The organism is Enterobacter sp. SORGH_AS_0287 (assembly GCF_031453695.1).
In the GTDB taxonomy this organism is placed as follows: Bacteria; Pseudomonadota; Gammaproteobacteria; order Enterobacterales; family Enterobacteriaceae; genus Enterobacter; species Enterobacter ludwigii.
Map to the genome: position 1 here is coordinate 2023709 of NZ_JAVIZW010000001.1, position 26159 is coordinate 2049867.

Here is a 26159-nt window from a genome sequence, read left to right on the forward strand (position 1 = left end):
TTACCTGATTTCGCAGGCGGACAGAGTTCACATTTTGTTTAAGATTTAACGAGTAGCGTCAGGACTTCATAATGTGCGGTATGCGGGAACATATCGAACAGCTGGACGCGTTCAATGCGGTAGCCCGGCAGCGTCGCGATATCTTTTGCCATCGTCTGCGCGTTGCAGCTGGAGTAGACGATGTAGTCCGGTGCCATCTGGCTCAGATAGTCGCACAGCGCTTTCCCGATGCCCCGGCGCGGCGGGTTCACCAGCACCAGTTCAGGCACATTGTCCTGCCCTGTCGCGAACTGCGTGGAGTCCAGCGCCTGGAAGTGCAGCCGGGTCAACCCAAGCTCTTCGGCAGACTGTCTGGCACAGGCAATCGCTTCGGCGGAGATCTCAATCCCGGTAAGCTGCATGTCTGGCGTGGCGCAGTGCAGACCGAAGCCGCCCACCCCGCAGAACAGATCCCACATATGATGGATATTTAACGCCCGCACCCAGTCACGGGCGGTGGCATAAAGCGCACTCGCGACGGTCGGGTTGGTCTGGAAGAAGCTTTGCGGACGGATCCACAGCGGTACATCGTTGAACGTTTCTGCCAGCGCATGCTGTTCGGTGAAGAAGATCTCCCGCTCCCCTTCCATGATAGCCATATGCACCGGCTGAATATTCGCGGTGATAACGGTTAACTGCGGAAGCTGTTGCTGAAGCCATGGCAACGCCGCGCGAAGCTGCTCCACCTTGGCTTCTGAGCGCAGAACAAAGCGCAGCATCATGCTGCCGTCTACCTGGCTTTCGGTAAGAAGAAGGTATTTCAGCTCGCCGCGCTTGCGGGCAACGTTATAGGGCGTTAATCCGGCACGGGCAATAAACGGTTTGAGCGCAGCAAAGACCGGCGCAAACGAGGCGGGATAAAGCGGACAGTCGGTTAAATCTTCAGGCGTACCCTCGCGATGCAACATGCCCAGCAGCGGTTTTTCAACGCTGCCGCTCACCACCATTTTGGCTTTATTACGAAAGCCCTGCTCCGGCCCGCTGACGGGTGCGCACCATTCCCCCACGGCATGGTCTGCCAGCAGGTGTTGCAGGTCGGCCATTTTGGCGGTGAGTTGCTGAGAAACCGGCTGTTCTATCCACTGACAGGAGCGGCAGCGACCGGCGTCATAGAGTGCGCACTGCATATCAAAACCTTAAGAATCACGAGGGCTGCGATTATACACATTATTGCAGCTGGAAGAACCGCCGACTGGAAGCAGGCACGAACAGGAAAAACAGCACCAGCATATCCGGGAGTTTTTGCAAAAACAGCGCGTGCAAAATCTCGCGTTTTGATCCACCCGCAATGCTGAACAGTTCCGGATAGCCATACCCCAGCGAGGCGGCCCACAGATAGCTCGCCGCCGTAATTTGCGTCAGCAAATAGACCCAGCGCGCCCAGTTGCGTCCTCTGACCAGCGAAAATGCGCAGTAAATCTCGATAAACACCAGTACCAGGCTGCTCAAAAAGACCAGCGTCAGGTTCCACGTCTGTACGCTGCGGTGAATGAATTCAGCCATACCGCGCACACCCAGGGTGTTAAGGATCATCAGCACATCAAGACAGCGGATCATAATAATAGCGAGCGCCGCCACCTGCACCAGTGCAGGGACGTTTGGACGAGCGTGCGTAAGACGTGATTTTTTTAATAATCCCAATGTTTTACTTCCCTGAAAAACAGTGCCGCGTCATGCGCGGCACATCACTGGAAATTTTAAATCCTTCAGCCGCGTCTTGCACGCTGGATATCACGCACACGTTGTTTTTCCGCGCGCGCCATCAAATACCAGGCGATAAATCCGACAATTCCGACCACCCCGAGGATAATCGAGGCCAGGGCGTTAATCTCCGGATTGACCCCCATGCGTACGCTGGAGAAGACCAGCATAGGCAGCGTTGTCGCGCCCGGTCCTGAGACAAAGCTGGCGATAACCAGGTCGTCGAGCGACAGCGTAAACGCCAGCAGCCAGCCGGAGATCACCGCCGGCATAATCATTGGCAGCGTGATGATGAAGAAGACCTTCAGCGGCGTCGCACCGAGATCCATCGCCGCCTCTTCAATGGAGCGGTCCAGCTCGCGCAAACGCGAAGAGATAACCACCGCCACGTACGCGGTACAGAAGGTGACGTGTGCCAGCCAGATGGTGAGCATGCCGCGATCTGCCGGCCAGCCAATGGCATGCGCCAGGGCGACGAACAGCAGCAGCAGCGCCAGACCAGTGATAACGTCTGGCATAACCAGCGGCGCGGTGATCATAAAGGCAAAGCCGTTCGACCCCCGAAAACGCCCGAAGCGCACCATGACCAGCGCGGCGATGGTCCCCAGCACGGAGGCCATCGTGGCCGCCAGCGCGGCGATGGTCAGGCTCAGCCCCACCGCGCTCATCATCGCGTCATCATGGAACAATTCGCCGTACCAGCGCGTCGACCAGCCGGCCCATACCGTTACCAGTTTGGAGCTGTTGAACGAGTAGATCACCAACATCAACATGGGTGCATACAGGAAAGTAAAGCCAATCACCAGGATGGCAATTCGCCACGGGGAGCGCACTACCGGTAAGTTGTTCATCCGTGGTCTCCCATCTGTTTCTGCTGATGTTTGTGGAACCACATGATCGGTACGATCAGCAGGAGCAACATCACGATCGCCACCGCAGACGCCACAGGCCAGTCGCGGTTATTAAAGAACTCCTGCCACAGCACACGCCCAATCATGATGCTGTCCGGGCCACCGAGCAGTTCCGGGATAACAAACTCCCCTACCGCCGGGATAAAGACCAGCATCGACCCGGCAATAATGCCGCCCCGGGTCAACGGAACGATAACGCTGAAGAAGGTTTTAAGCGGGCGGGCACCAAGGTCAAGCGATGCTTCCACCAGCGAATAATCGATACGCGTCAGCGCCGTATAAATTGGCAGCACCATAAACGGCAGATAGGCGTAAACAATCCCGATATAGACCGCGAGATTGGTATGCAGGATTGTCAGGGGCTGATCGATAACCCCAAGCCACATCAGGAAGTTATTCAGCACGCCGTTGTTTTTCAGGATCCCCATCCACGCGTAGACGCGGATCAGGAACGAGGTCCATGACGGCAGGATCACCAGCAACAGCAGAATGTTGCGCGTCGACGATTTACTGTGCGCCACGGCCCATGCCAGCGGGTAACCCAGCAGCAAACAGCAGATCGTCGAGATCGCCGCCACCTGCAACGACTGCAGATATGCTTCGAAATAGAGCGGATCTTCCGTCAACTGCAGGAAATTGCCGAGGTTAAGGGTCAGCGTCAGCTGTCCGTCAGCCCAGTCCAGCAGGTTGGTATAGGGCGGGATCGCCCGCGCCATTTCCGCCAGGCTTATCTTAAAAACAATCAGGAACGGCAGCAGGAACAGCAGGATCAGCCACACGTAAGGCATGGCAATCACCAGCTTGCGTCCGTGGTTCATCTGCATGCGCGCCAGCCAGTGCGCAAAGCCACCCAGTTTTTCAACGCGGGCTGGAGGTTCTAAGGTACTCATTGTCCGCTCCTTATACCGTCAGCACTACACAACTGTCCGCATCCCAGCACAGGCGCACTTCATCGCCCCAGGTCGGCTGTCCCTTGCGATAACGATGTTCGTTCTGCAGCTGGGCGCTGAGCATCTGCCCGCTTTTCAGACGCACATGGTAGATGGAGAGGTCGCCCAGGTAAGCAATGTGCACCACTTCCCCGACGGCGAAGTTAAAGCCATCGGCAGGCGGATCTTCGCACAGCATGATCTTCTCCGGGCGGAGCGCGACATACACCGGCACGTTATCCACCACCGAGCTATCCGGATCGACCTTAAGCGGATGCTGCAGCCCCGGCGACTCGATCACCAGACCGTCATCCTCGCGCGATTTCAGCAGCCCTTCGAAAACGTTGACCGACCCGATGAACTCCGCGCTGTAGCGGGTGGTCGGATGCTCATAAATCTCTTCCGGCTCGCCAATCTGTACGAACTTACCGCGGTTCATGATCGCAATACGCCCGGCCATGGTCATCGCCTCTTCCTGGTCGTGGGTAACCATCACGCAGGTCACCCCCACGCGCTCAAGGATATCCACCACTTCCAGCTGCATACGGTCACGCAGTTTTTTATCCAGGGCACCCATCGGCTCATCGAGCAGCAGCAGCTTAGGACGTTTCGCCAGGCTTCTGGCCAGCGCCACGCGCTGACGCTGGCCACCCGAGAGCTGATGCGGTTTACGCTTCGCGAACTCCTGCATGTGCACCAGGCTGAGCATCTCTGCCACGCGGGCGGTGATTTCGGCTTTCGGCAGTTTGTCCTGCTTAAGACCAAAGGCGATATTCTGCTCCACCGTCATATGTGGGAAGAGCGCGTAAGACTGGAACATCATGTTTATCGGGCGCTGATACGGCGGCACGCGGGAAAGATCGACACCATCCAGCATGATTTGCCCGGCGGTAGGCTGTTCAAAACCGGCCAGCATACGCAGCAGGGTCGATTTACCGCAGCCAGATGCGCCCAGAAGGGCAAAAATTTCACCTTTGTAGATAGTCAGGCTGACGTCGTCCACGGCATGCTGACCATCGAAAGATTTGGTGAGGTTACGAATTTCAAGAAGCGGGGTCAGCGCTTTACGGACTTTCGCCTGCGGGCGGGGGATCGCGTCATTCACGGGGTGCTCTCCGGCAGAAATCAAAACTGGTGCAAACGCACCATCAGGGTGCGCATCGTCGGGCGGCGCTCACGCCAGCCCGACCGACGGGTTTAGCAGGCCCGGTGAGCGTTTTCGCCACCGGGCAACCGTACCGGACGCCGTTATTTACCGCTTTTCACTTTGGTCCACGCACGGGTACGTACGCGGTCAATTTTTGGATCCTGAACTTTCAGGGTGAACAGCTTGGCAAACACATCCGCCGGCGGATAGATAGCCGGATTATTGCGGATCTCTTCGCTGACCAGCGGTACAGAGGCCTTATTGCCGTTAGCGTAATAGACGTGATCGCTGATATGCGCGATGACTTCCGGACGCATCAGGTAGTTAAGGAACTGGTAAGCTTCGTCTTTGTTTTTCGCGTCAGCCGGCATGGCGAAGACGTCGAAGAACGCCAGCGCGCCCTCTTTTGGAATGAAGTAGGAAACATTCACGCCGTTTTTGGCTTCTTTGGCGCGGTTAGCCGCCTGCCATACGTCCCCTGCCCAGCCAATCGCCACGCAGATGTCGCCGTTTGCCAGGTCGTTGATGTACTGCGAGGAGTGGAAGTAACGAATGTTCGGACGCAGCTTCAGCAGCAGATCGGTTGCCGGGCCGGTGTAATCATCGGCCTTGCTGCTGTTAGGATCTTTGCCCAGGTAGTTCAGCACGGTGGCGAAAATCTCTTCTGGCGCATCCAGGAAAGAGACGCCGCAGCTTTTCAGCTTCTCAAGGTTTTCCGGCTTCAGCACCACGTCCCAGCTGTCGAGTTTGACATCTTTACCCAGCACCGCTTTGACTTTATCGACGTTATAGCCAATACCGGTGGTCGCCCACAGATACGGCATCGCGTATTTGTTGTCCGGGTCATGCTTGGCGACCAGTTTAAGCACTTCCGGATCGAGGTTTTTCCAGTTCGGTAATTTGCTCTTATCGAGCGGCTGGAAGACACCTGCCGTCAGCTGACGCTCAAGGAAACTTGCGGAGGGTACCACCAGGTCAAAACCGGTACTGCCCGCCATCAGTTTCCCTTCCAGCACTTCGTTGGAATCGAAAACGTCATAGACCACTTTAATGCCGGTCTCTTTTTCGAAATTAGCGACGGTATCCGGCGCGATATAGTCAGACCAGTTATAAACGTGCAGCGTTTTTTGTTCCGCAGCGAGCGTGCCGGCAGAGACGGCCATCAGAGCACCCGCAACCAGACCCGATAACCATTTTTTATTCAAGGCGATCATATCGTTATTCCTTCTGAAAGCTCGTTAACAAACGAACTAAAACTGTGCAATCTGAAGATATGCAATAATCATGCATAGTTTGTCGCTCTGCACGAAATAAAAAGAAACCTCTTTACCCGGCAGGATCCGCTCGCTTTTTTAAGCATCGCAAGAATAACTGTAGCCCGTGTCTCCGGCTATAGCCCAGACGAAAAAACGCCTTTTATCAATTTTTTATGCAGGTTATGTCTACGTGATAAGCCGAAATGGCGTTTGGGGAGGTGAAAAATTCTTTAAAGAAAGGTTAAAAGCAGCAGAAAAAATGGCGTTATGCAGCCGCTATGGCAGCGACTGCGCAAAAGTCAGACAGGCTTAGTGAAGAAAATTGGGAGATGCATCATTATTCTCTGCATCATCTTCCGTGCTATACAGCAGATGGTGCGCATTCGCTTCCATCACTACCATCGAAATTTGCTCTTCACTCAAGCGCATAAACCAGGAGAACTGCTTGAAAGAGAGGCCGGCACCGGAGAATAAAGACTGGCAAACGACCAGTTTTGGCAGATTATCATCCTGTATATCGAGAAATGCTTTCACCGTCAAAGAACTGGCGTTGATGGCCGACAGGTCAGAGGCCAATGCCAGCAGCGCAGACGGTTTCACTTCGGCCAGCGCAGAGAAGAGGATTACGTCGTTAATGAGATCGATTTTGGCATCGAAAATACCATCGAAATTTTGCATATGAGGCAAATGCAGCGCCTGGCAGGAATCACATTCAAAGAAAGTGATACCGGCATCATCGAGCCATTGACGTAACGTATCCAGTGTTGGAACGACCTGTAAATCCATCGCTGTGCAGCCTCTTTATTAAAAACTTCGCATAGAGTACGCAAAAAGTGCGCTGTAATCCATTTAACCGCCCGTTTTCAGACAGTAGCCCGGCGTTGCGTGGCGCTCGACCCATGAGATCATTTTACCCGCAATATCGACCCCGGTGGTTTTTTCCACCCCTTCCAGTCCCGGTGAGGCATTCACCTCCATCACCAGCGGCCCGCGCGTCGCCCGCAGTAAATCAACACCCGCCACATCCAGCCCCAGCGTTTGCGCCGCCTTCACGGCAATCTCACGCTCGCGATCGCTGATATCCGCGACTCTCGCCACGCCGCCACGGTGCAGATTAGAGCGGAAGTCGCCCTCTTTTGCCTGGCGTTCGATGGCCGCAACCACCTCGTTACCGACAACAAAACAGCGAATGTCGCGTCCTTTGGCTTCTTCAATGTACTCCTGCACCAGAATATGGGCATTCAGCCCACGAAAGGCGTCAATCACGCTTTCCGCCGCCTGCCGCGTTTCGGCCAGCACCACACCAATGCCCTGAGTGCCTTCCACCAGCTTGATCACTAGCGGCGCGCCACCCACCATATCGATTAAATCGCTGGTGTCGTCCGGTGAATGCGCAATGCCGGTAACCGGAAGATCGATTCCCTGCCGGGCAAGCAGTTGCAGCGAACGGAGCTTATCGCGGGCACGAGATATCGCAACGGATTCATTGAGCGGATAGCTGCCCAGCATCTCAAACTGGCGCAACGCGGCCGTGCCGTAATAGGTTATCTGGGAGCCGATGCGGGGGATAACCGCATCAAAATGCGGGAGCTTGCGGCCTTTGTAATGAATCGATGAGGCAGCAGGATCAATGTTCATATAGCAGGACATCGGATCGAGGATCTCAACCTGATGCCCCCGTTTTGCCGCCGCTTCTCGCAGGCGTTTACATGAATAGAGCGTTCCATCCCGGGACAAAATGGCAATTTTCACCCTGCACCTCTCTAAAGACATGGAAAAAGCCTGCGTATCATACACGCAGGCAGGCGCAGGATGAATGGGCTATCGTGTCGCCCAGCCCTGTTTATGCAGATAGTCGAGAATAAACGGGCGATTCTCTTTAATGATGGTGCGACGAATGTGGTCACTCCAGGTATCGCGACGGTTATTGCTGTCGCGCGTCATGTAGTAGTGCGCCAGCTCTTCATCGTATTGCGCCAGCACATCCTGATCGACAGGCTGGTAGTGGTTTTCATGCACCAGCATCGCCGCAGGCAGGCGCGGCTTGAGGTCCGGGTTATCCGCAGGCCAGCCAAGGCACAGGCCAAACAGGGGCAGAACATGTTTTGGCAGCTTCAGCAGTTCGGTAACGCTTTCGATATTGTTACGCAGCCCACCGATGTACACGCCGCCCAGCCCCAGCGATTCCGCCGCCGTGAAGGCGTTTTGCGCCATCAGCGCGGTGTCCACCACACCCAGCAGCAGCTGTTCGGCAAGGCCAAGCTCGGCTTGCGGGCAGATCTGCAGGTGGCGGTTAAAATCGGCGCAGAACACCCAGAACTCGGCTGCCTGTGCCACATGCTTTTGTCCACCGGTGAGGGTCACCAGTTGTTCACGCATTGCCGGGTCGGTAATACGAATAATGGAGCTGCACTGCAGGAAGCTGGAGCTGGATGTCGCCCTTGCACTGTCAATAATGGCTTCACGCTGCGCCGGCGTTATCGGCTCGTCGGTGAAGTGGCGAATTGAACGATGGGAACGTAGCAGGTCTATGGTTGGCGTCATCTTGTCTCTCTTTGTCTTGCGTGAATCATATCGCAGCCAGTATAAGCAATGATGCGCGCGATGTAATTGGCGAAACATAGCTGAGAGGTATTATAACGACAGGCGAAACCTTCTTTAATGACGGCAGGTTATCGGGCACTATAGACCCATTCGCCGTCAGGCTTGTTTTCGAGGAGAGAGAAATGTTTGCAGTAATTTTTGGTCGTCCAGGGTGCCCTTACTGTGTGCGCGCGAAAGAGCTGGCTGAGAAACTGACCGAAGAGCGTGATGATTTTAACTTCCGTTATGTTGATATCCATGCGGAAGGGATCAGCAAAGCCGATCTGGAAAAAACCGTGGGTAAACCGGTTGAAACCGTACCGCAGATTTTCCTCGATCAGAAACACATCGGCGGTTGCACAGACTTTGAAGCATACGCTAAAGAACATCTGGGCCTGTTTGCCGCTCAGTAATGCTAAGACGCCCTCACCCTGAGGGCGTTTTTATTTGTGCTGTCTGCGCCGGGCCAACATGCTATGAACAAACAAAAAGCATAGCGCTCCCAGTGCGCACCAGAAGACGCCACTCAGCAACCACGCCAGTTCCTGCCAGAAACTTCGCGTTGAAATATACAGTGACCGCATCAGCAGCAGACACAGCGGCGCTGCAAGTATTGCGCCCAGTAACGGTTTCACCACTTCCCCCCGGCGGGAGAGAAAACTGGCAGCAGCCCCTGGCAGTGTGAAAAAGAGCAGCCCCAGCTCCGGATGACCCGACGCCCTGAACGCCCCCTTCACATTAAAAGCGAGGGACATGCAAACGACAATGAACAGCAAAAAGCAGCTGATCACCCCCGCCCAGTTTCGTTTAATGTTCAAACTATCCTCCTGACTTATCTCTATCAAATACACTTTCGTCGGGTAGACGCCCAGTCAGATAAAGCAATGCGGCAATCCTTGCCAAAGTACACAAAGGGTGAAGCGATAATAGGTGGCTGTCAGTAGCTAATACGATTAAACTAACCGCCAGCTAATGTTTTAGGGAATAAAGCTGGAAACAGGGAGCGTTAAAGCCTTTCCCTGACCCAGAAAACAGTAGCCCAAAAAGTCCTTTCATTCAACAACTTACTGGTAAACAAGAAGTTAGCCTCCGTGAATATAAACGTCGCAGACTTGTTAAATGGGAATTACATCCTGTTATTATTTGTGGTACTGGCGCTGGGCCTTTGCCTGGGTAAATTGCGCCTTGGTTCGGTTCAACTTGGTAATTCCATTGGCGTTTTAGTCGTCTCACTATTATTAGGCCAGCAGCATTTCAGCATTAACACGGACGCGCTCAACTTAGGCTTTATGCTGTTTATTTTTTGTGTTGGTGTGGAAGCCGGGCCCAACTTTTTTTCAATTTTCTTCCGCGACGGCAAAAATTATCTGATGCTGGCGCTGGTCATGGTCGGCAGCGCGCTGCTGATCGCCTTAGGGCTGGGTAAACTGTTTGGCTGGGATATCGGGCTGACGGCCGGTATGCTCGCCGGCTCGATGACCTCCACGCCGGTATTGGTGGGTGCAGGCGATACCCTGCGCCACTCCGGCATGGCCGGTGCGCAACTCTCTACCGCGCTCGACCACCTTAGCCTGGGCTATGCCCTGACCTATCTGATTGGTCTGGTGAGCCTGATTGTGGGCGCCCGCTACCTGCCAAAACTGCAGCACCAGGATTTGCAGACCAGCGCTCAGCAAATTGCCCGCGAACGCGGTCTGGACACTGACAGCAAGCGTAAAGTCTATCTGCCCGTGATTCGCGCCTACCGCGTTGGGCCCGAGCTGGTTGCATGGGCGGACGGGAAAAACCTCCGCGAGCTGGGGATTTACCGCCAGACAGGCTGCTATATCGAACGTATTCGCCGTAACGGCATTCTGGCAAACCCGGACGGCGACGCCGTGCTGCAGATGGGCGATGACATTGCCCTGGTCGGTTACCCGGATGCCCACGCCCGCCTCGACCCGAGCTTCCGCAACGGTAAAGAGGTGTTTGACCGCGATCTGCTCGATATGCGTATCGTCACCGAAGAGATTGTGGTGAAAAACCATAACGCCGTCGGCCGTCGTCTGGCGCAGCTGAAGCTGACCGATCATGGTTGCTTCCTCAACCGCGTGATCCGCAGCCAGATTGAGATGCCAATTGACGACAACGTCGTGCTGAACAAAGGCGACGTTCTGCAGGTCAGCGGCGATGCGCGACGCGTGAAAACCGTTGCAGACCGCATCGGCTTTATCTCTATTCACAGCCAGGTCACCGACCTGCTGGCCTTCTGCGCCTTCTTTATCGTTGGCCTGATGATCGGGATGATCACCTTCCAGTTCAGCAACTTTAGCTTTGGCATCGGTAACGCTGCCGGGCTGCTGTTCGCCGGCATCATGCTGGGCTTCCTGCGAGCGAACCACCCGACCTTCGGCTACATTCCGCAGGGTGCGCTCAATATGGTGAAAGAGTTTGGTCTGATGGTCTTTATGGCGGGCGTCGGCTTAAGCGCCGGTAGCGGCATTGGCCACAGCCTGGGGGCTGTTGGCTGGCAGATGTTGGTTTCCGGACTTATCGTCAGCCTGGTACCGGTAGTGATTTGCTTCCTGTTCGGTGCTTATGTGCTTCGCATGAACCGCGCCCTGCTCTTCGGGGCAATGATGGGGGCCCGTACCTGCGCCCCGGCAATGGAAATTATCAGTGATACCGCACGCAGCAATATTCCTGCGCTGGGCTATGCGGGCACCTACGCTATCGCTAACGTACTGCTTACGCTGGCGGGTACGCTGATCATCATCATCTGGCCTGGACTCGGATAACTCTTAAGTTCTGCGCACGACGAAAAAATTTTCGTTACGCGCAGAACTTTTTTATCAGGGGGCAGTCATAACTATTGCCACTGCTTTTCTTTGATGTCCCCAATTTGTGGAGCCCATCAACCCCGCCGTTTTGGTTCAAGGTTGATGGGTTTTTTGTTGCCTGAAATTCCCCTCTTCAACATTCCGCCTTCCCTCTTTCCATCCAAATATATATGCTTAACCATATATATAACCAACCGCAGGAAAGCCGATGCTACATCCGGTCCAACTTTTCAAAGCCCTCTCCGACGAGACCCGCCTGTCCATCGTCATGCTTCTGCGCGAAGCCGGGGAACTGTGCGTCTGCGATCTCTGTTCCGCCACGGCTGAATCACAGCCCAAGGTATCGCGCCATATGGCACTGCTGCGTGAATCCGGGCTGGTGAGCGATCGCCGGGAAGGGAAATGGGTTTATTACCGTTTGTCCCCCACTATGCCGGCATGGGCTGCCACCGTGATTGACAACAGCTGGAACTGCTTGCGGGAAGAGACCCGTACAAAGCTGAAAAACCGTCTTCCGGGCGCGTGTTAAAACACATTCATAAAAACAGATATAACGGAGTTCACGATGTTTCTGGCTGGGGCAATTTTTCTGTTTACACTGGTGCTGGTCATCTGGCAACCCAGAGGGTTAAGTATCGGCTGGAGCGCCACGATAGGTGCTGTACTGGCGCTGGTCAGCGGCGTGATCCACATTAACGATATACCGGAGGTGTGGAATATTGTCTGGAATGCGACGGCCACGTTTATCGCCGTCATCATCATCAGCCTGCTGCTTGATGAGTCCGGATTTTTCGAGTGGGCGGCGCTGCACGTGGCCCGCTGGGGTAATGGCAAGGGCCGGTTGCTGTTTACGTATATCGTTCTGCTGGGTGCGGCCGTTGCGGCGCTTTTTGCCAACGACGGCGCGGCGCTTATCCTCACGCCCATCGTTATCGCCATGCTGCTGGCCCTCGGGTTCAGCAAGCAGGCCACGCTGGCGTTTGTCATGGCGGCTGGATTTATCGCCGACACTGCCAGCCTGCCGCTGATCGTTTCGAACCTGGTGAATATCGTATCGGCAGACTTCTTCTCGCTGGGGTTCAGCGTATACGCCTCGGTGATGATCCCCGTGGATCTCGCCGCGATTGCGGCCACGCTGGTGATGCTGCACCTGTTCTTTCGAAAGGACATTCCGCCGGCATACGACCTGTCAAAACTCCGCGAGCCTTCCCGCGCGATTAACGATCTTCCAACCTTCAGAACGGGCTGGATTGTTCTGTTACTGCTCCTTGTCGGGTTCTTTGTACTTGAACCGCTCGGCATTCCGGTCAGTGCTATCGCGACAGCAGGCGCGTTGATTTTGTTTGCCGTTGCAAAGCGCGGGCATGCCATTAATACGGGAAAAGTGCTTCGTGGCGCACCGTGGCAGATCGTTATCTTCTCGCTGGGGATGTACCTGGTGGTGTATGGCCTGCGCAATGCCGGGCTGACGGAGTATCTGTCAGGGGTACTCAATCTCCTCGCCGGACATGGCCTGTGGGCCACCACGCTCGGTACCGGGTTCATCACGGCGTTCCTGTCATCCATAATGAACAATATGCCGACCGTCCTGATTGGGGCACTGTCTGTCGATGGCAGCACGGCATCGGGTGTGATTAAGGACGCGATGATTTATGCCAACGTGATTGGCTGCGACCTGGGTCCGAAGATCACGCCTATCGGCAGCCTGGCCACCCTGCTCTGGCTCCATGTCCTGGCGCAGAAAAACATGACGATCACCTGGGGCTATTATTTCCGGACAGGCATCATCATGACGTTGCCGGTTCTGTTTGTGACGCTCGCCGCGCTGGCGTTACGTCTCTCCTTCACACTGTAATGAGTAACGGATATGAGCCATATCACCATTTACCACAATCCAGCCTGCGGCACCTCACGCAACACGCTGGAGATGATCCGCAACAGCGGCACTGAACCCGAAATTATTCTGTACCTTGAGAACCCACCGTCACGTGATGAACTGACCAGACTGATTGCTGAGATGGGGATTTCCGTGCGGGATTTGCTGCGCAAAAATGTCGAACCTTATGAACAGCTGGGCCTCGCCGGGGACCGGTTTACCGACGACCAGCTTATCGATTCTATGCTGCAGCATCCGATCCTGATTAACCGTCCGATCGTAGTGACGCCGCTGGGCACTCGCCTGTGCCGCCCTTCCGAAGTCGTACTCGATATCCTGCCTGATGCACAGAAAGGGGCGTTTACGAAAGAAGATGGCGAAGCGGTGGTGGACGCCAGCGGAAAAAAAATCTCCGGCAGCTAATCTGCTGATAGTGATGCCGTAAGTCTTGTCAGCCACATACCCTGCCCCGTGGCGGAGTTGCATCCGCCGTCACCCGACCCATAATTTGATGGACCGGTCTGGTGAGGGAATGCAGGTATGAGTCTCAAAAATAAAACCGCCGTTATCTTTGGTGGCAGCGGTGCTATTGGCAGCGCCGCTGCGTACGCGCTCGCCCGTGAAGGGGCTACGGTCTACCTCGCGGCACGCGATCAGGCCAGGCTGGAGCACGTCGCTAACCGCATTCACGCCGCTGGCGGGTCAGCCCGGCTGTTTGTTTTCGATGCTCTCGATGCCGACGCGACGCTCCCGGACGTTACCGGCATTGATATCGTCGTGAATGCCACGGGCTTTATGCATGACCAGGGTAAACGCCTCGACGCATTAACGCTCAGTGAATTCAGACAGGGATTCGACCCTTTTCTGACCGCCTATTTCAACATCGCCAAAGCTGTCGCACCCCATATGGGCGGTGAGCGTGCCGGAACGCTTATCACCGTCGTTGCGCCGGCTGCAAATATGGCGATGCCGGGACATCTCGGGCATATCGTCGGCTGTGCCGGGACGGAAGCGTTAACCCGTGCGCTCGCGGCGGAGCTGGGGGCAAAGAATATTCGCGTCCTGTGCGTGCGTTCGCATGCGATAGCCGACGCGGTTCAGGCCGGTTCCGGTGTGGGTGACCTGTTCGCCATCAAGGCGCAGGCGATGGGCATCACCGTGGAGCAGTTTCTGGAGGGCGCGGCACAGAGCACGATGCTGAATCGCCTGCCGACGCTGGAACAGGTGGCAGACACCATCGCGTTTCTGGCGTCAGATGCAGCCGGTGCCATCACGGGAACAACGGTGAACATGACGGCCGGCGCGACCACAATCTAACGTCCGCTCTCGCCCGCTATCCTGCCGACCATCGCCCGGATCTCCTCCCGGGTGAGCGGGGCCCTGTCGGTCACAAAGTGCAGCGTCATCCCTTCGATAAAGGCATCCAGCGCGCGGGTGGTCACCGGGTCGAACCACTGCTCAAGCGTGGTCTGGCTCATTTTCATCCAGTCCTGCATTACCGTTTTGAGCGCCGCACTGCGGTGCATAAAGGCATAGAGCTGGTACATCAGCGCCATATTATGCGGCGTCGTGACCTGCGAACTGTGGATCAGCGTGGTGATGGATTCGCACGCCATTTCTGGCCCGGTCACGCCGGCGAAGAAATCCCGATACTGCTGCGACATCTGCCGGGTAAACCACGTAAAGGCCTCTTCCAGCAGCGACTCCATACCGTCAAAATAGTAGGTCATCGACCCCAGCGGCACGCCCGCGCAGGTGGCGATTTTCCGGTGCGTCACGGCATGAATACCGTGCTCTGCAATGGTGTCCAGGGTCGCCTGCAGGATCTTCTCCCGGCGTTGAGGATCGTTCGGTGCTCTGCTCATAAATTCCCCACGTGGTTTGTGTACAAATGTACACAAACTTGCTAGTGTTGTCGCTATTGTTGTACTTCCGGTGCTGACTTCAATGACTCTGATCTCCCCCCGTAGAACTCTGCAACTGCGCATGTGGGCGCTGTTTATGTTCTTCTTTATTCCCGGTCTGCTGATGGCCTCATGGGCCACGCGAACCCCGGCCATTCGCGATATTTTATCCGTCTCAACGGCCGAGATGGGCATCGTGCTGTTTGGCCTGTCGATAGGCTCCATGAGCGGTATTCTGTGCTCCGCGTGGCTTGTCAAACGCTTCGGTACACGGGCGGTCATCCGCACCACCATGTGCTGTGCCGTGTTCGGGATGCTGGTGCTGAGCGTGGCGCTGTGGTTTGCCTCGCCGGTGCTGTTTGCCCTTGGGCTGACGGTGTTTGGCGGCAGCTTCGGTGCCGCTGAAGTTGCCATTAACGTTGAAGGGGCAACGGTTGAACGAGAGATGAATAAAACCGTACTGCCGATGATGCATGGCTTTTACAGCCTTGGCACGCTGGCCGGTGCGGGTGTGGGGATGGCGCTGACGGCCTCGGGCGTCGCCGCGAACCTGCATATTCTGCTGGCCGCACTGGTATGTATTATCCCCATTCTGACCGGTATCCGGGCGATCCCTGACGGCACCGGCAAGAACACCTCTGACGAACACGCCACCGCGGAAAAAGGGCTGCCGTTTTACCGCGACATTCAGCTGATGCTGATCGGCGTGGTGGTGCTGGCGATGGCCTTTGCGGAAGGGTCCGCTAACGACTGGCTGCCGCTGCTGATGGTTGACGGCCACGGTTTTAGTCCAACCTCCGGCTCCCTGATCTACGCCGGTTTCACCCTCGGGATGACCGTCGGGCGCTTTACCGGTGGCTGGTTTATTGACCGCTACAGCCGCGTGGCGGTGGTGCGTGCCAGCGCCCTGCTGGGCGGGCTGGGGATTGCGATGATCATCTTTGTGGACGTGGACTGGATTGCCGGCGTGTCGGTGATCCTCTGGGGTCTGGGGGCATCGCTTGGCTTCCCGCTCACCATTTCAGCCGCCAGCGACACTGGCCCGGATGCACCGACCCGCGTCAGCGTGGTGGCCACCACGGGCTACCTCGCCTTCCTGGTGGGGCCACCGTTGCTCGGCTTCCTCGGTGAGCACTACGGGCTCCGCAGCGCCATGCTGGTGGTGTTAGGGTTAGTGATCATCGCAGCGCTGGTAGCGCGCGCGGTCGCGAAGCCGGAAACGGAACAAACGACACTGGAGAAGGGATATGAGCGTTAAACTGATCGCCGTCGACATGGATGGCACGTTTCTGAGCGATGCCAAGACCTATAACCGCCCGCGTTTTCTGGCGCAATATGCACGAATGAAAGCGCAAGGCATTCGCTTTGCGGTTGCCAGCGGCAACCAGTACTACCAGCTGATTTCCTTTTTCCCGGAGATTGCCCATGAAATTGCGTTTGTCGCGGAAAATGGCGGCTGGGTGGTCAGCGCCGGGGAAGATGTCTTTAACGGTGAACTGTCGAAGACGCACTTCGACACCGTTGCCGCCGTGTTAAACGATGTGCCGGGCATTGAGATTATCGCCTGCGGAAAAAGCAGCGCCTATACGCTGAAGCACTATGACGACGGCTTTAAGGATATCGCGGCAAAGTACTACCACCGTCTCGAAATGGTGAGTGATTTCGGCAACCTGAACGATATTTTCTTCAAATTCGGGCTTAACGTCTCTGACGACGACATCCCGCGTATTCAGGCGATGCTGCACGAAAAGCTGAACGACATTATGGTGCCCGTCACGACCGGCCACGGCAGTATCGACCTCATCATCCCCGGGGTGCATAAAGCCAACGGTCTGCGAATACTGCAAAAGCGCTGGGGCATTGATGACAGCGAAGTGGTGGCTTTTGGCGATAGCGGGAACGACGTAGAAATGTTGCGCCAGTCAGGGTTCAGCTTTGCGATGGCAAACGCCAGGCCGCATATTAAGGCGGTGGCGCGCTTTGAAGCCCCGCACAATAACGACGAAGGCGTGCTGGATGTAATTGATAAGGTGTTGAACGGCGAAGCGCCGTTTCATTGACGCCACCATGGCCCTCTCCCGCCGGGAGAGGGAAAACAGCTTACGGCTGTAAAGCATTCCCGACGCGTTTATCCTTCAGGAACACCACGATAAGCCCAACCCACAGCACGCCGTTAGCCAGATTAAACAGGCTGAACAGACCGTTGCCGCCAAATGCGTAGGCGTGTTTGCTCACCTCGATTCCAACGGTGAAAATCAGCATTTGCAACATGCCCATCGCCGCTGACACCGTGCCTTTGCTCATCTCGCTGGCGAACAGGGTCAGGCGCACCAGCCCGGCATTCGCCACACCGATACCGAACGCGTAAACGCTTAATCCTGCGGTCATCCACAGATACGCATGGGACGACACCACTGTCGCGACCGCCGCCAGAACCAGCCCGGCAGCAATGGGCCAGCCGCCCATAATGATCAAGGCACGCACCGTACGGCGGGATGTGAGACGCGCCAGCACCAGGTTACCGATAATCAGCGCGCCAAAAATTGGCACCTGCAGCAGGCCATACTCATAGCTGCTGAGCTGCTCGCCGCTGATGATAATGACCGGCGACTGGGCAATCCACGCCAGCAGAGGCAGGCTAACAAACCCCGTCGCCAGCGCGCCCGCCACAAAGCGGCCGTTCTTCAGCACTTCTTTGTAATCCCGGCCCAGCTCTTTTAGCGACAGTTTCTCACCCAGACGGGTAGCGGTTTCCGGCATCGCGCGGTGCAGGCCAAAGAAAGCGACGGCGGCCAGCACGGCAAACAGCACGAACATCCCTTCCCACGGTGCAACGTGTACCCAGGCAGCGCCCACCAGCGGCCCCAGCAAGGGCGCGATCAGCGCCACGTTCGCCATCAGCGCGGTAATCTTGATACACACCGCTTCCTCAAACGACTCCTGGATGGCGGCATACCCGACGGCACCGATAAAGCAGAGGCTCACCCCCTGCAGGAAGCGCAGCAGGGTAAATTGCTCAATATTTTGCGCCAGCAGCGTGGCGAGGCAGGTCACGATAAACCACACCACGCCCGTCAGCATCACCGGACGACGGCCAATACGATCCGACAGCGGCCCTAACAGCCACTGCAAAAACATGCCGCCAGCCAGATAGGCGGTCATGGAGGTCGGTACCCATTCGATCCCTGCGTTGTACTGTTCAACAACGGCCAGCATGCCGGGCTGGATCATATCGTTGCCGATGTAAGTAGAGAATTCGTAGAGCACCAGACACAAGGGGAAAAGCAACGCCTGACGACCCAGACGTGAACCAGAAGAAGAACGGTTTAACATGCAATCTCTTTATCGTGACAAAATCGCGACGAGTGTAATGAAATGCCCTGGCCCGAGATAGTGATTTATCCAGAAGAAACAGAAATAAAGCACATATCGTCTTTGTTTAAGGTTTCCTTAAGTTGACAGATTTATGATAGCCCCATTTCTCGTCAACGACTCCGGATTATGGCACCCACTTCCAGCCGTTCAGAATTGTCTAACTTACAGACAAATAAGACAAAACGACTTTACCGTCTACCACCCCGCTTTTATGGTTATCAGCTTTTAATACTGATAGCCCTTGCCGTGCTGTTTACCTGGCTATCCCGCGATGAAACGCTCGACAGATGGATCACCGGTTTATGGTATGACGCGGCTGCTCACCGTTTTCCACTGCAGCAAGACCACCTGCTGGACCTGCTGAACCATCGACTGGCGAAGTACATCGCCATCGCCGCAGGTGCTGTTGCGCTCATTTATGGCGCGTTCAGGCGCAATGCGAGACTGGTCACGGCCGCGCTGCTGATGGGGCTTGGCGCGCTGGTGGTTGGCGTACTGAAAAGCATAAGCCATCACAGCTGCCCGTGGGATCTGGTGGAGTATGGCGGTAAGGCCGTTTCTTATCCGCTGTTCAGTGTCGCTCCCGCTGACAGCGGTCCGGGGCGCTGTTTCCCCGGCGGTCATGCCTCCAGCGGCTTTATGGTGATGGGACTGTTCTTTGCCTTCTGGCGCGAGCGTCCGCGTCTTGCCTGGTGCTTCGTTGTGCTGGGCGTCGCTTTAGGTCTGGCGATGGGTTACGGCCAGGTCATGCGCGGGGCGCATTTTTTCTCTCACAACCTGTGGGCTGGGTGGTGGGTCTGGTTTTCCCAGTTGGTGGTCTACGGTCTGGTCTCCACCTGGTTTGCTAAAGAGTGACAACGCTATGTTAGAGAATTTGAATTACCAGCTGTTTTATCTCATCAACGCCACTCCGGCCTCGCCAGAGTGGATGATTGATTTCGCCACCTTCCTGGCAAAAGATCTGATCAGTATCGTGCCGGTGCTGGCGGCGATCCTCTGGCTGTGGGGGCCGAGAAGCCAGGTGAAGGCGCAGCGTCAGCTGGTAATTAAGATGGCGATGGCCCTCGGGATCAGCGTGCTGGTCAGCTACATTCTGGGCCTGACGTTCCCGCACGACCGCCCCTTCGTCGACCACGCGGGGTATACGTTCCTGCACCATGCCCCGGATGACTCGTTCCCAAGCGATCACGGGACGGTTATCTTTACCTTCGCGTTGGCCTTCCTGTTCTGGCATCGTCTGTGGTCGGGTGCGGTGCTGATGGTGGTGGCCGGGGCTATCGCCTGGTCTCGCGTTTATCTCGGCGTCCACTGGCCGATGGATATGGTGGGGGGGTTGCTGGTCGGTCTCATCGGCTGCGTCAGCGCAGCGATCCTGTGGAATCTCTTCGGTGAAGCGCTCTACTGCGGCCTGTCTTATCTGTATCGCACCCTTTTTGCTATCCCGATCCGCAAAGGCTGGATACGTGACTAACCCCAGCCTGACAGGTTACACTTGAACCCCCGCCCTGCGGGGGTTCACTTTTTTATCCCGAGGAACTATGGAAACACGTCGCGATGACCGCATTGCTCAGCTGATACAGGCGCTGAAGCGCAGTGATAAGCTTCATCTTAAGGAAGCCGCCAGTCTCCTCGGGGTCTCTGAGATGACCATTCGCCGGGATCTGAACAGCGAGAGCGCGCCTGTCGTGCTGCTGGGCGGGTACATTGTGCTTGAGCCGCGTAGCGCCAGCCATTATCTGATCAGCGACCAAAAGACGCGCCTGGTGGAAGAGAAACGCAAAGCCGCCCGGCTTGCGGCCTCGCTGGTGCAACCGCATCAGACGCTGTTTTTTGACTGCGGCACCACCACGCCGTGGATAATCGAAGCGATCGACAGCAGCATTCCGTTTACGGCGGTGTGTTACTCGCTGAATACCTTTCTGGCACTGCAGGAGAAACCCGAGTGCCGGGTGATCCTCTGTGGCGGTGAGTTTCACGCCAGCAATGCCATCTTTAAGCCGCTGAATCTGCAGGATACGCTCAGCAACGTATGTCCGGATATCGCGTTTTATTCCGCAGCGGGGGTCACTGTCCGTCAGGGAGCAACCTGCTTTAACCTGGAAGAGTTGCCGGTCAAGCACTGGGCATTAAGCGCCGCGCAGTACCATGTGCTGGTGGTCGATCACAGCAAGTTTGGCAAGGTTCGTCCGGCAAGAATGGGTGAGCTGTCGCGCTTTGACGCCATCGTCAGCGATTGCCGTCCGGATGAAGAGACCGTGGCCTACGCGAAAGCGCAGCAGGTGAAGTTGATGTACTGAGTCAGGTGCAGAGGTCATGCCGGGTGGCGCGATGCCACCCGACAATGGAGGCTTAACTGAACCAGCTGCCAAACCATCCGTGGAATTTCATCATGACGAAGTCCCACATCCGGCTAAAGAAACCGCCCTCTTCTACCGCTTCCATCACAATCAGCGGACGCTGTTCAATCGATTTGCCATTAAGCTGGAAATCAATCGTCCCGACCACCTGGCCTTTTTTCAGCGGCGCGGTGAGCTGGCTGTCGGTCAGGGTGTAGCTGGCTTTCAGGTTTTTCAGCTGACCACGGGGAATGGTCACCGACCCGCCTTCACCCGCCCCCAGGTTCACTTCACTCTTGTCACCAAACCAGACGCGCTGGCTGATGAACGTGGCATCCGGTTTAATGGGCGTGACGGTTTCATAGAAGCGGAAACCCCAGGTCAGCAATTTTTCTGATTCATTAAAACGAATACGGTCGGTTTTGGTGCCCAGCACGACCGAGATCAGGCGCATATCGCCCTGAGTTGCGGAAGCGACCAGGTTATAACCCGCGCCGGCCGTGGTGCCGGTCTTCATACCGTCGACGTTGACGTTACTGCTCCACAGCAGACGGTTACGGTTCGGCTGGCGGATTTTGTTGAAGGTAAACTCTTTCTCTTTGTGGATGGCATACTCATCCGGCACGTCGTGGATCAACGCTTTGCCTAACAGCGCCATGTCGCGCGCGGTACTGAACTGACCCGGCGCATCAAGGCCGTGCACGGTTTTAAAGGTGGTATTGGTCAGGCCCAGTTTTTGCGCGTAGCCGTTCATCAGGCCAATAAAGGAGTCCTGGCTGCCCGCAACGTAATCGGCAAGCGCAATACAGGCATCGTTACCGGACTGGATAATGACCCCTTTATTCAAATCAGACACTGACACCTGATCGCCGGGTTTGAGGAACATCACCGATGACCCACGCAGCGCCGGGTTGCCGGTCGCCCAGGCGTCCTTCCCAATGGTGACCATATCGTCAAGCTTGATTTTGCCCGCTTTCAGCGCCTGACCCACCACATAGCTGGTCATGATTTTCGTCAGGCTTGCCGGGTCAAGTTTCTCATCCGCATTGCCTTCCGCCAGCACTTTACCACTGGAATAATCCATCAGGATCCAGGCGCGCGCATCCACAGGCGGCGCTTCGGGCGCAGCCTGTTCCGCTGCGTAGAGAGTTGGTACAAACAGGAAAAGGAGCGCAGAGCCTGCCGCCAGGCTGCGCAGAGAAGTCATTTTTCGCGTCATAAATGCCACCCGAGTGTCCATTCAAAAATTACGTCACATCACCGTGTCGCAAGAAGCGATGAGTAATAGCGCACTAAAACGGTTAAAGAAACCTAACCAAGGTAAAGTTATTAAAGTTTATGCAATAACATTCAGATACGCTTTGATTCAGGCGATTTTTTTGTCTTCTGTTGCGTAATTGTTAGGTTTATCTCACCATGGCAAATCGCTGGCGTTGATTCACATCTCAGGTTGTTTGACTATTTCGGGAGTTTCTATGATTACGCTGTGGGGCAGGAACAATTCAACCAACGTTAAGAAAGTCCTCTGGACGCTGGAGGAGCTGGATTTACCGTTTAAGCAGGTGATGGCAGGGTTGCAGTTTGGGGTAAATAAAGATGCCGACTATCTGGCCATGAACCCAAACGGTCTGGTGCCCTTGCTGCGCGACGAAGAGACCGACGTGACGCTGTGGGAGTCCAACACCATCGTGCGTTACCTCGCGGCACAGTATGGTCAGAGCCGCCTGTGGGTGGACAGTCCGGCCCAACGCGCTCAGGGTGAAAAGTGGATGGACTGGGCAAACCAGACGCTCTCCCCCGCACACCGTGTGATCCTGATGGGGCTTGTCAGAACCCCCGAAGCTGACCGCGACTATCCTGCCATTCATGCAGCCCAGGACACCTGTGAAAACCTGTTTGCGATGATGGACGACGAACTGGCGAAGCATCCGTGGTTCTCAGGCGAACGCTTCGGCGTAGGCGATATTGCCGTTGCGCCCTTCATCTGGAACCTGACTAATATTGACGTTACCTGGACGCCGCGCCCGCACCTTGAGCGCTGGCTGAAGCAACTGAGCGAGCGCCCGGCATACCGTCACGTGGTGATGATCCCGGTGACCTGATTACGATCCGGACGGGCTGACTTTCAACAGTTGCCCGTCCGTCTCATCGGTCAGGACATACAGATACCCATCCGGCCCCACCCGCACATCGCGAATGCGCTGGTCTCTGTCACCTAAAATTCGCCCCTTCTCGGTAACCGTGTTGCCCTCCACGTTCAGCACGATAACGTCTTTCTCCTTTAGCGCCCCGACGAACAGCGTGTTTTTCCACTGCGGGAATACGTCACTGTTGTAAAACGCCATCCCGCTCACGGCGGGGGACACTTTCCAGACAAACAGCGGCTTTTCCGTTCCCTCGACGTGCTCGCCCTGGGCTTCCGGGATCTTCAGGCCGCTGTAGTTGATACCGTGCGTCGCCAGCGGCCAGCCGTAGTTTTTGCCTTTCTCCGGGATATTGATTTCATCCCCGCCGCGCGGGCCGTGCTCGTTAAGCCATAGCGTGTCGCTCCAGGGGTTCATCGCCATCCCCTGCGGGTTACGAATGCCGTAAGACCAGATTTCAGGCCGTGCGCCGGGAGTGTTCACAAACGGATTATCGGCAGGCACTTTGCCGTCCTCCGTCAGGCGCACAACTTTGCCCTGCAGTTTATCCAGATCCTGCGCCGTCGGACGCTGGTTGTTCTCACCCAGACCAATAAACAGATGGCCTTTGCCGTCGAAGACCAGTCGGCCACCGAAATGGTTACCGGTGGACAGTTTCGGCATCTGACGGAAGACCACCTGGAAACCTTCAATTCGGGAGAGATCATCGCTTAAGCGGCCATAGCCAACCGCCGTTCCCGCTTTGCCGTCATTCCCCGCCTCGGCATAGCTCAGCCAGACGCGGCGCGATTTTTCAAAATCCGGGGCGAGTGCCACGTCCAGCAACCCGCCCTGGCCGTTTGCCCAGACCTTGGGTACGCCGACGATCGGGTCGGAAAGCCCTTTTCCGGCCTGCCAGTGCTTTAACTGGCCTCCCTTAAGGGTCACCAGCAGCCCTTTATTGTCCGGCAGGAACGCCATCGACCAGGGATGATCGAGCCGGTTTTGCACAACGTCGACTTTTACCGCGTCAGCGTCAGGGGCGGCGAGGAGAGAAAACGGGAAAAATAACGCAGGCAGGAAAATCAGCGAAGATCGATGCATAACGCGCTCCTTTATCGGTTTATGGCATAAAGGTTAGCCACTGGGTCCGGGCACGTTATCACTTTTACAAAAGCTTAATCAGAAGGGGGAGTTGCCTCCCCCGGTGTCAGTGTTGTTCAAGCGTCTCGTGCTTGTTCAGACACATGATGCATAGAGAGAGCGTGGTCAGGCAGTTTTCAAGCTTCTCCGCGTTAACAGCGATAAAATTCGGGCAGTCGTGGCGTCCGTTCATCAAACATACCCCTGCAATGGAGAGCACCTCGGCGGCGCGGCGCAGCGCAACGAGTTCGCTTTCGGCGTATTCCGCTTTCAGGACGGGTGCTTTTTCACGCATGAAGTTGCAAAGTTCAAAGAGATTATCACGCAGATGTTCGCTTTCGCTGACTGACATATACCCTTTTGCCTTCCTCAACTGCAGGTACGCGGCAAGGTCGATTCGGGCATTGATCAGCTTGTTAAGCAGATCGCGTTTCAGTCTGTCAACGGACATGCTCTTTCCTCCTCTGTCAGCCATTGTGCACATTCAGAATAAGGTTATTTTTTGTACAGTTTAATGCCTGAGATCAATAATTCTTAACTGATTAACATTATTTACAATGTTACAACCTTCTTGCCGGTCATCCGCCTCGCAAAGAGTGTATAAATCCCCCGCGGAACGCTGTAAAATCCCGCCCTGATAACTCCATAATTGATGAATTTTTAACCTATGAGCAATGTTACGCACCAGCCTAAAATCGGCTTCGTCTCCCTGGGCTGCCCAAAAAACCTGGTGGATTCTGAACGCATCCTGACCGAATTGCGCACCGAGGGCTATGACGTGGTGCCAAGCTACGACAACGCCGACATGGTGATCGTTAACACCTGCGGGTTTATCGACAGCGCGGTTCAGGAGTCACTGGAAGCCATCGGTGAAGCCCTGACGGAAAACGGCAAAGTGATTGTGACCGGCTGTCTGGGCGCGAAAGTGGACCAGATCCGCGAAGTGCACCCGAAAGTGCTGGAGATCACCGGCCCGCACAGCTACGAGCAGGTACTGGAGCATGTTCATCACTATGTCCCTAAACCTAAGCACAATCCGTTCCTGAGCCTGGTGCCAGAACAGGGCGTGAAGCTGACCCCGCGTCACTATGCGTACCTGAAAATTTCCGAAGGCTGCAACCATCGTTGCACCTTCTGCATTATCCCGTCCATGCGTGGCGATTTGGTCAGCCGTCCGATTGGTGAAGTGCTGGCAGAAGCCAAACGTCTGGCAGACGCAGGCGTTAAAGAGCTGCTGGTCATTTCCCAGGATACCTCGGCCTATGGCGTCGACGTGAAGCATCGCTCTGGTTTCCACAACGGCGAGCCGGTGAAAACCAGCATGGTCGGCCTGTGTGAACAGCTTGCCAAACTGGGTATCTGGACACGTCTGCATTACGTCTATCCGTATCCGCACGTTGACGATGTCATCCCGCTGATGGCAGAAGGGAAAATTCTTCCGTATCTGGATATCCCGCTGCAGCACGCCAGCCCGCGTATTCTGAAGCTGATGAAGCGTCCTGGCTCCGTCGATCGCCAGCTGGCACGCATCAAACAGTGGCGTGAAATCTGCCCGGACCTGACCCTGCGTTCCACCTTCATCGTGGGCTTCCCGGGCGAAACCGAAGAAGATTTCCAGATGCTGCTCGACTTCCTGAAAGAAGCACGTCTGGACCGCGTAGGCTGCTTCAAATACAGCCCGGTCGAAGGCGCGACCGCCAACGAACTGGCGGATCAGGTTCCGGAAGAGGTGAAAGAAGAGCGCTGGAACCGCTTCATGCAGCTGCAACAGCAGATCTCTGCTGAACGTCTGCAGGAAAAAGTGGGCCGCGAAATTCTGGTCATCATCGATGAAGTGGACGAAGAAGGCGCAATTGGCCGCAGCATGGCGGACGCCCCTGAAATCGACGGCGCAGTCTACCTGAACGGCGAAACCAGCGTTAAGCCGGGCGATATTGTCCGCGTGAAAGTTGAAAACGCCGACGAGTATGATTTGTGGGGAAGCCGGGTTTAACGGCGTTTTACCCTTCCCTTCACC

The 26159-nt window shown here is 55.9% G+C and carries 28 protein-coding genes; 13 read left to right on the forward strand and 15 right to left on the reverse strand.

Annotated elements, in window-relative coordinates; translation table 11 throughout:
• Positions 1–38: 38 nt before the first annotated feature.
• The 9 genes from rlmC to nfsA form a co-directional block, all read right to left on the reverse strand.
• Complete coding sequence (rlmC, locus tag QE396_RS09615) at positions 39–1166, reverse strand: 23S rRNA (uracil(747)-C(5))-methyltransferase RlmC (RefSeq protein WP_047366298.1); 1128 nt, start codon at positions 1164–1166, stop codon at positions 39–41.
• Positions 1167–1206: 40 nt separating this feature from the next.
• On the reverse strand, positions 1207–1680 hold the full coding sequence (locus QE396_RS09620) for a YbjO family protein (RefSeq protein ID WP_014169315.1): 474 nt from the start codon (positions 1678–1680) through the stop codon (positions 1207–1209).
• Positions 1681–1745: 65 nt separating this feature from the next.
• Positions 1746–2591: a putrescine ABC transporter permease PotI gene (gene potI, locus QE396_RS09625; protein WP_020884869.1), complete on the reverse strand. Its 846-nt coding sequence runs from the start codon at positions 2589–2591 to the stop codon at positions 1746–1748.
• On the reverse strand, positions 2588–3541 hold the full coding sequence (gene potH, locus QE396_RS09630) for a putrescine ABC transporter permease PotH (RefSeq protein ID WP_047366299.1): 954 nt from the start codon (positions 3539–3541) through the stop codon (positions 2588–2590). The genes potI and potH overlap by 4 nt, the downstream gene beginning before the upstream one ends.
• A gap of 10 nt (positions 3542–3551) precedes the next feature.
• The gene (gene potG / locus QE396_RS09635; RefSeq protein ID WP_020884870.1) at positions 3552–4685 is read right to left on the reverse strand and encodes a putrescine ABC transporter ATP-binding subunit PotG; all 1134 of its coding nucleotides are present in this window, start codon (positions 4683–4685) and stop codon (positions 3552–3554) included.
• A gap of 143 nt (positions 4686–4828) precedes the next feature.
• Complete coding sequence (potF, locus tag QE396_RS09640; RefSeq protein WP_014169310.1) at positions 4829–5941, reverse strand: spermidine/putrescine ABC transporter substrate-binding protein PotF; 1113 nt, start codon at positions 5939–5941, stop codon at positions 4829–4831.
• Between the two features lie 351 nt (positions 5942–6292).
• Positions 6293–6769 (reverse strand): YbjN domain-containing protein, encoded by a 477-nt coding sequence (locus QE396_RS09645; protein WP_047366301.1) that lies wholly within the window; start codon positions 6767–6769, stop codon positions 6293–6295.
• 63 nt (positions 6770–6832) lie between these two features.
• Positions 6833–7735, reverse strand: a complete 903-nt coding sequence (gene rimK / locus QE396_RS09650) for a 30S ribosomal protein S6--L-glutamate ligase (protein ID WP_020884872.1) — start codon at positions 7733–7735, stop codon at positions 6833–6835.
• 69 nt (positions 7736–7804) lie between these two features.
• Positions 7805–8527, reverse strand: a complete 723-nt coding sequence (nfsA, locus tag QE396_RS09655) for a nitroreductase NfsA (protein ID WP_025204598.1) — start codon at positions 8525–8527, stop codon at positions 7805–7807.
• A gap of 182 nt (positions 8528–8709) precedes the next feature.
• Between nfsA and QE396_RS09660 the strand changes: the two genes are divergently transcribed.
• Positions 8710–8979 carry a GrxA family glutaredoxin gene (locus QE396_RS09660; RefSeq protein WP_014169305.1) on the forward strand — a complete coding sequence of 90 codons (270 nt, stop codon included), beginning with the start codon at positions 8710–8712 and terminating at the stop codon, positions 8977–8979.
• Positions 8980–9009: 30 nt separating this feature from the next.
• On the opposite strand, the gene QE396_RS09665 is transcribed toward QE396_RS09660, so the two are convergent.
• Entirely contained in the window at positions 9010–9384 is a 375-nt protein-coding gene (locus QE396_RS09665) for an inner membrane protein YbjM (RefSeq protein WP_020884874.1), read from the reverse strand.
• A 273-nt stretch (positions 9385–9657) separates the two neighbouring features.
• Between QE396_RS09665 and QE396_RS09670 the strand changes: the two genes are divergently transcribed.
• The 5 genes from QE396_RS09670 (at position 9658) to QE396_RS09690 (ending at position 14578) form a co-directional block, all read left to right on the forward strand.
• The gene (locus QE396_RS09670) at positions 9658–11343 is read left to right on the forward strand and encodes an aspartate:alanine antiporter (protein WP_014169303.1); all 1686 of its coding nucleotides are present in this window, start codon (positions 9658–9660) and stop codon (positions 11341–11343) included.
• Between the two features lie 250 nt (positions 11344–11593).
• Entirely contained in the window at positions 11594–11914 is a 321-nt protein-coding gene (locus QE396_RS09675; protein ID WP_032677759.1) for a metalloregulator ArsR/SmtB family transcription factor, read from the forward strand.
• Between the two features lie 36 nt (positions 11915–11950).
• Positions 11951–13240, forward strand: coding sequence for an arsenic transporter (locus QE396_RS09680; RefSeq protein ID WP_047366302.1), 1290 nt, complete (start codon positions 11951–11953; stop codon positions 13238–13240).
• Positions 13241–13252: 12 nt separating this feature from the next.
• Positions 13253–13684, forward strand: a complete 432-nt coding sequence (arsC, locus tag QE396_RS09685; RefSeq protein ID WP_025204600.1) for a glutaredoxin-dependent arsenate reductase — start codon at positions 13253–13255, stop codon at positions 13682–13684.
• A gap of 117 nt (positions 13685–13801) precedes the next feature.
• Positions 13802–14578 (forward strand): SDR family NAD(P)-dependent oxidoreductase, encoded by a 777-nt coding sequence (locus QE396_RS09690; RefSeq protein WP_113656810.1) that lies wholly within the window; start codon positions 13802–13804, stop codon positions 14576–14578.
• Here the strand turns inward: QE396_RS09690 and QE396_RS09695 are convergent.
• Positions 14575–15126 carry a TetR/AcrR family transcriptional regulator gene (locus QE396_RS09695; protein WP_047366304.1) on the reverse strand — a complete coding sequence of 184 codons (552 nt, stop codon included), beginning with the start codon at positions 15124–15126 and terminating at the stop codon, positions 14575–14577. The two genes, QE396_RS09690 and QE396_RS09695, sit on opposite strands and share 4 nt — an antisense overlap.
• Before the next feature lie 82 nt (positions 15127–15208).
• Here QE396_RS09695 and QE396_RS09700 point away from each other — a divergent pair, with 82 nt between their 5' ends.
• Together QE396_RS09700 and QE396_RS09705 are read left to right on the forward strand one after the other, a co-directional pair.
• Positions 15209–16423, forward strand: coding sequence for an MFS transporter (locus tag QE396_RS09700; protein ID WP_047366305.1), 1215 nt, complete (start codon positions 15209–15211; stop codon positions 16421–16423).
• Positions 16413–17225 carry a Cof-type HAD-IIB family hydrolase gene (locus QE396_RS09705; protein WP_020884881.1) on the forward strand — a complete coding sequence of 271 codons (813 nt, stop codon included), beginning with the start codon at positions 16413–16415 and terminating at the stop codon, positions 17223–17225. The genes QE396_RS09700 and QE396_RS09705 overlap by 11 nt, the downstream gene beginning before the upstream one ends.
• Positions 17226–17265: 40 nt before the next feature.
• Here QE396_RS09705 and QE396_RS09710 read toward each other — a convergent pair whose 3' ends face one another.
• Complete coding sequence (locus tag QE396_RS09710) at positions 17266–18498, reverse strand: MFS transporter (RefSeq protein WP_014169295.1); 1233 nt, start codon at positions 18496–18498, stop codon at positions 17266–17268.
• Between the two features lie 168 nt (positions 18499–18666).
• On the opposite strand from QE396_RS09710, the gene QE396_RS09715 reads away from it, so the two are divergent.
• From QE396_RS09715 to deoR, 3 genes are all read left to right on the forward strand, one after another.
• Positions 18667–19395 carry a phosphatase PAP2 family protein gene (locus tag QE396_RS09715; RefSeq protein ID WP_047366306.1) on the forward strand — a complete coding sequence of 243 codons (729 nt, stop codon included), beginning with the start codon at positions 18667–18669 and terminating at the stop codon, positions 19393–19395.
• A gap of 7 nt (positions 19396–19402) precedes the next feature.
• The gene (gene ybjG / locus QE396_RS09720) at positions 19403–20011 is read left to right on the forward strand and encodes an undecaprenyl-diphosphate phosphatase (RefSeq protein WP_047366307.1); all 609 of its coding nucleotides are present in this window, start codon (positions 19403–19405) and stop codon (positions 20009–20011) included.
• A 67-nt stretch (positions 20012–20078) separates the two neighbouring features.
• Complete coding sequence (gene deoR, locus QE396_RS09725; RefSeq protein ID WP_014169292.1) at positions 20079–20837, forward strand: DNA-binding transcriptional repressor DeoR; 759 nt, start codon at positions 20079–20081, stop codon at positions 20835–20837.
• A 52-nt stretch (positions 20838–20889) separates the two neighbouring features.
• On the opposite strand, the gene dacC is transcribed toward deoR, so the two are convergent.
• Positions 20890–22095, reverse strand: a complete 1206-nt coding sequence (gene dacC, locus QE396_RS09730) for a serine-type D-Ala-D-Ala carboxypeptidase (RefSeq protein WP_020884884.1) — start codon at positions 22093–22095, stop codon at positions 20890–20892.
• A 256-nt stretch (positions 22096–22351) separates the two neighbouring features.
• Here dacC and QE396_RS09735 point away from each other — a divergent pair, with 256 nt between their 5' ends.
• Positions 22352–22978, forward strand: a complete 627-nt coding sequence (locus QE396_RS09735) for a glutathione S-transferase family protein (protein ID WP_032681369.1) — start codon at positions 22352–22354, stop codon at positions 22976–22978.
• Here the strand turns inward: QE396_RS09735 and QE396_RS09740 are convergent, their stop codons facing one another.
• Entirely contained in the window at positions 22979–24103 is a 1125-nt protein-coding gene (locus tag QE396_RS09740) for a PQQ-dependent sugar dehydrogenase (RefSeq protein WP_047366308.1), read from the reverse strand. It lies immediately after the preceding gene.
• Positions 24104–24209: 106 nt separating this feature from the next.
• Positions 24210–24593: a biofilm formation regulator BssR gene (gene bssR / locus QE396_RS09745; protein WP_020884887.1), complete on the reverse strand. Its 384-nt coding sequence runs from the start codon at positions 24591–24593 to the stop codon at positions 24210–24212.
• A 216-nt stretch (positions 24594–24809) separates the two neighbouring features.
• Between bssR and rimO the strand changes: the two genes are divergently transcribed.
• Positions 24810–26135, forward strand: coding sequence for a 30S ribosomal protein S12 methylthiotransferase RimO (rimO, locus tag QE396_RS09750; protein ID WP_014169287.1), 1326 nt, complete (start codon positions 24810–24812; stop codon positions 26133–26135).
• Positions 26136–26159 lie beyond the last annotated feature (24 nt).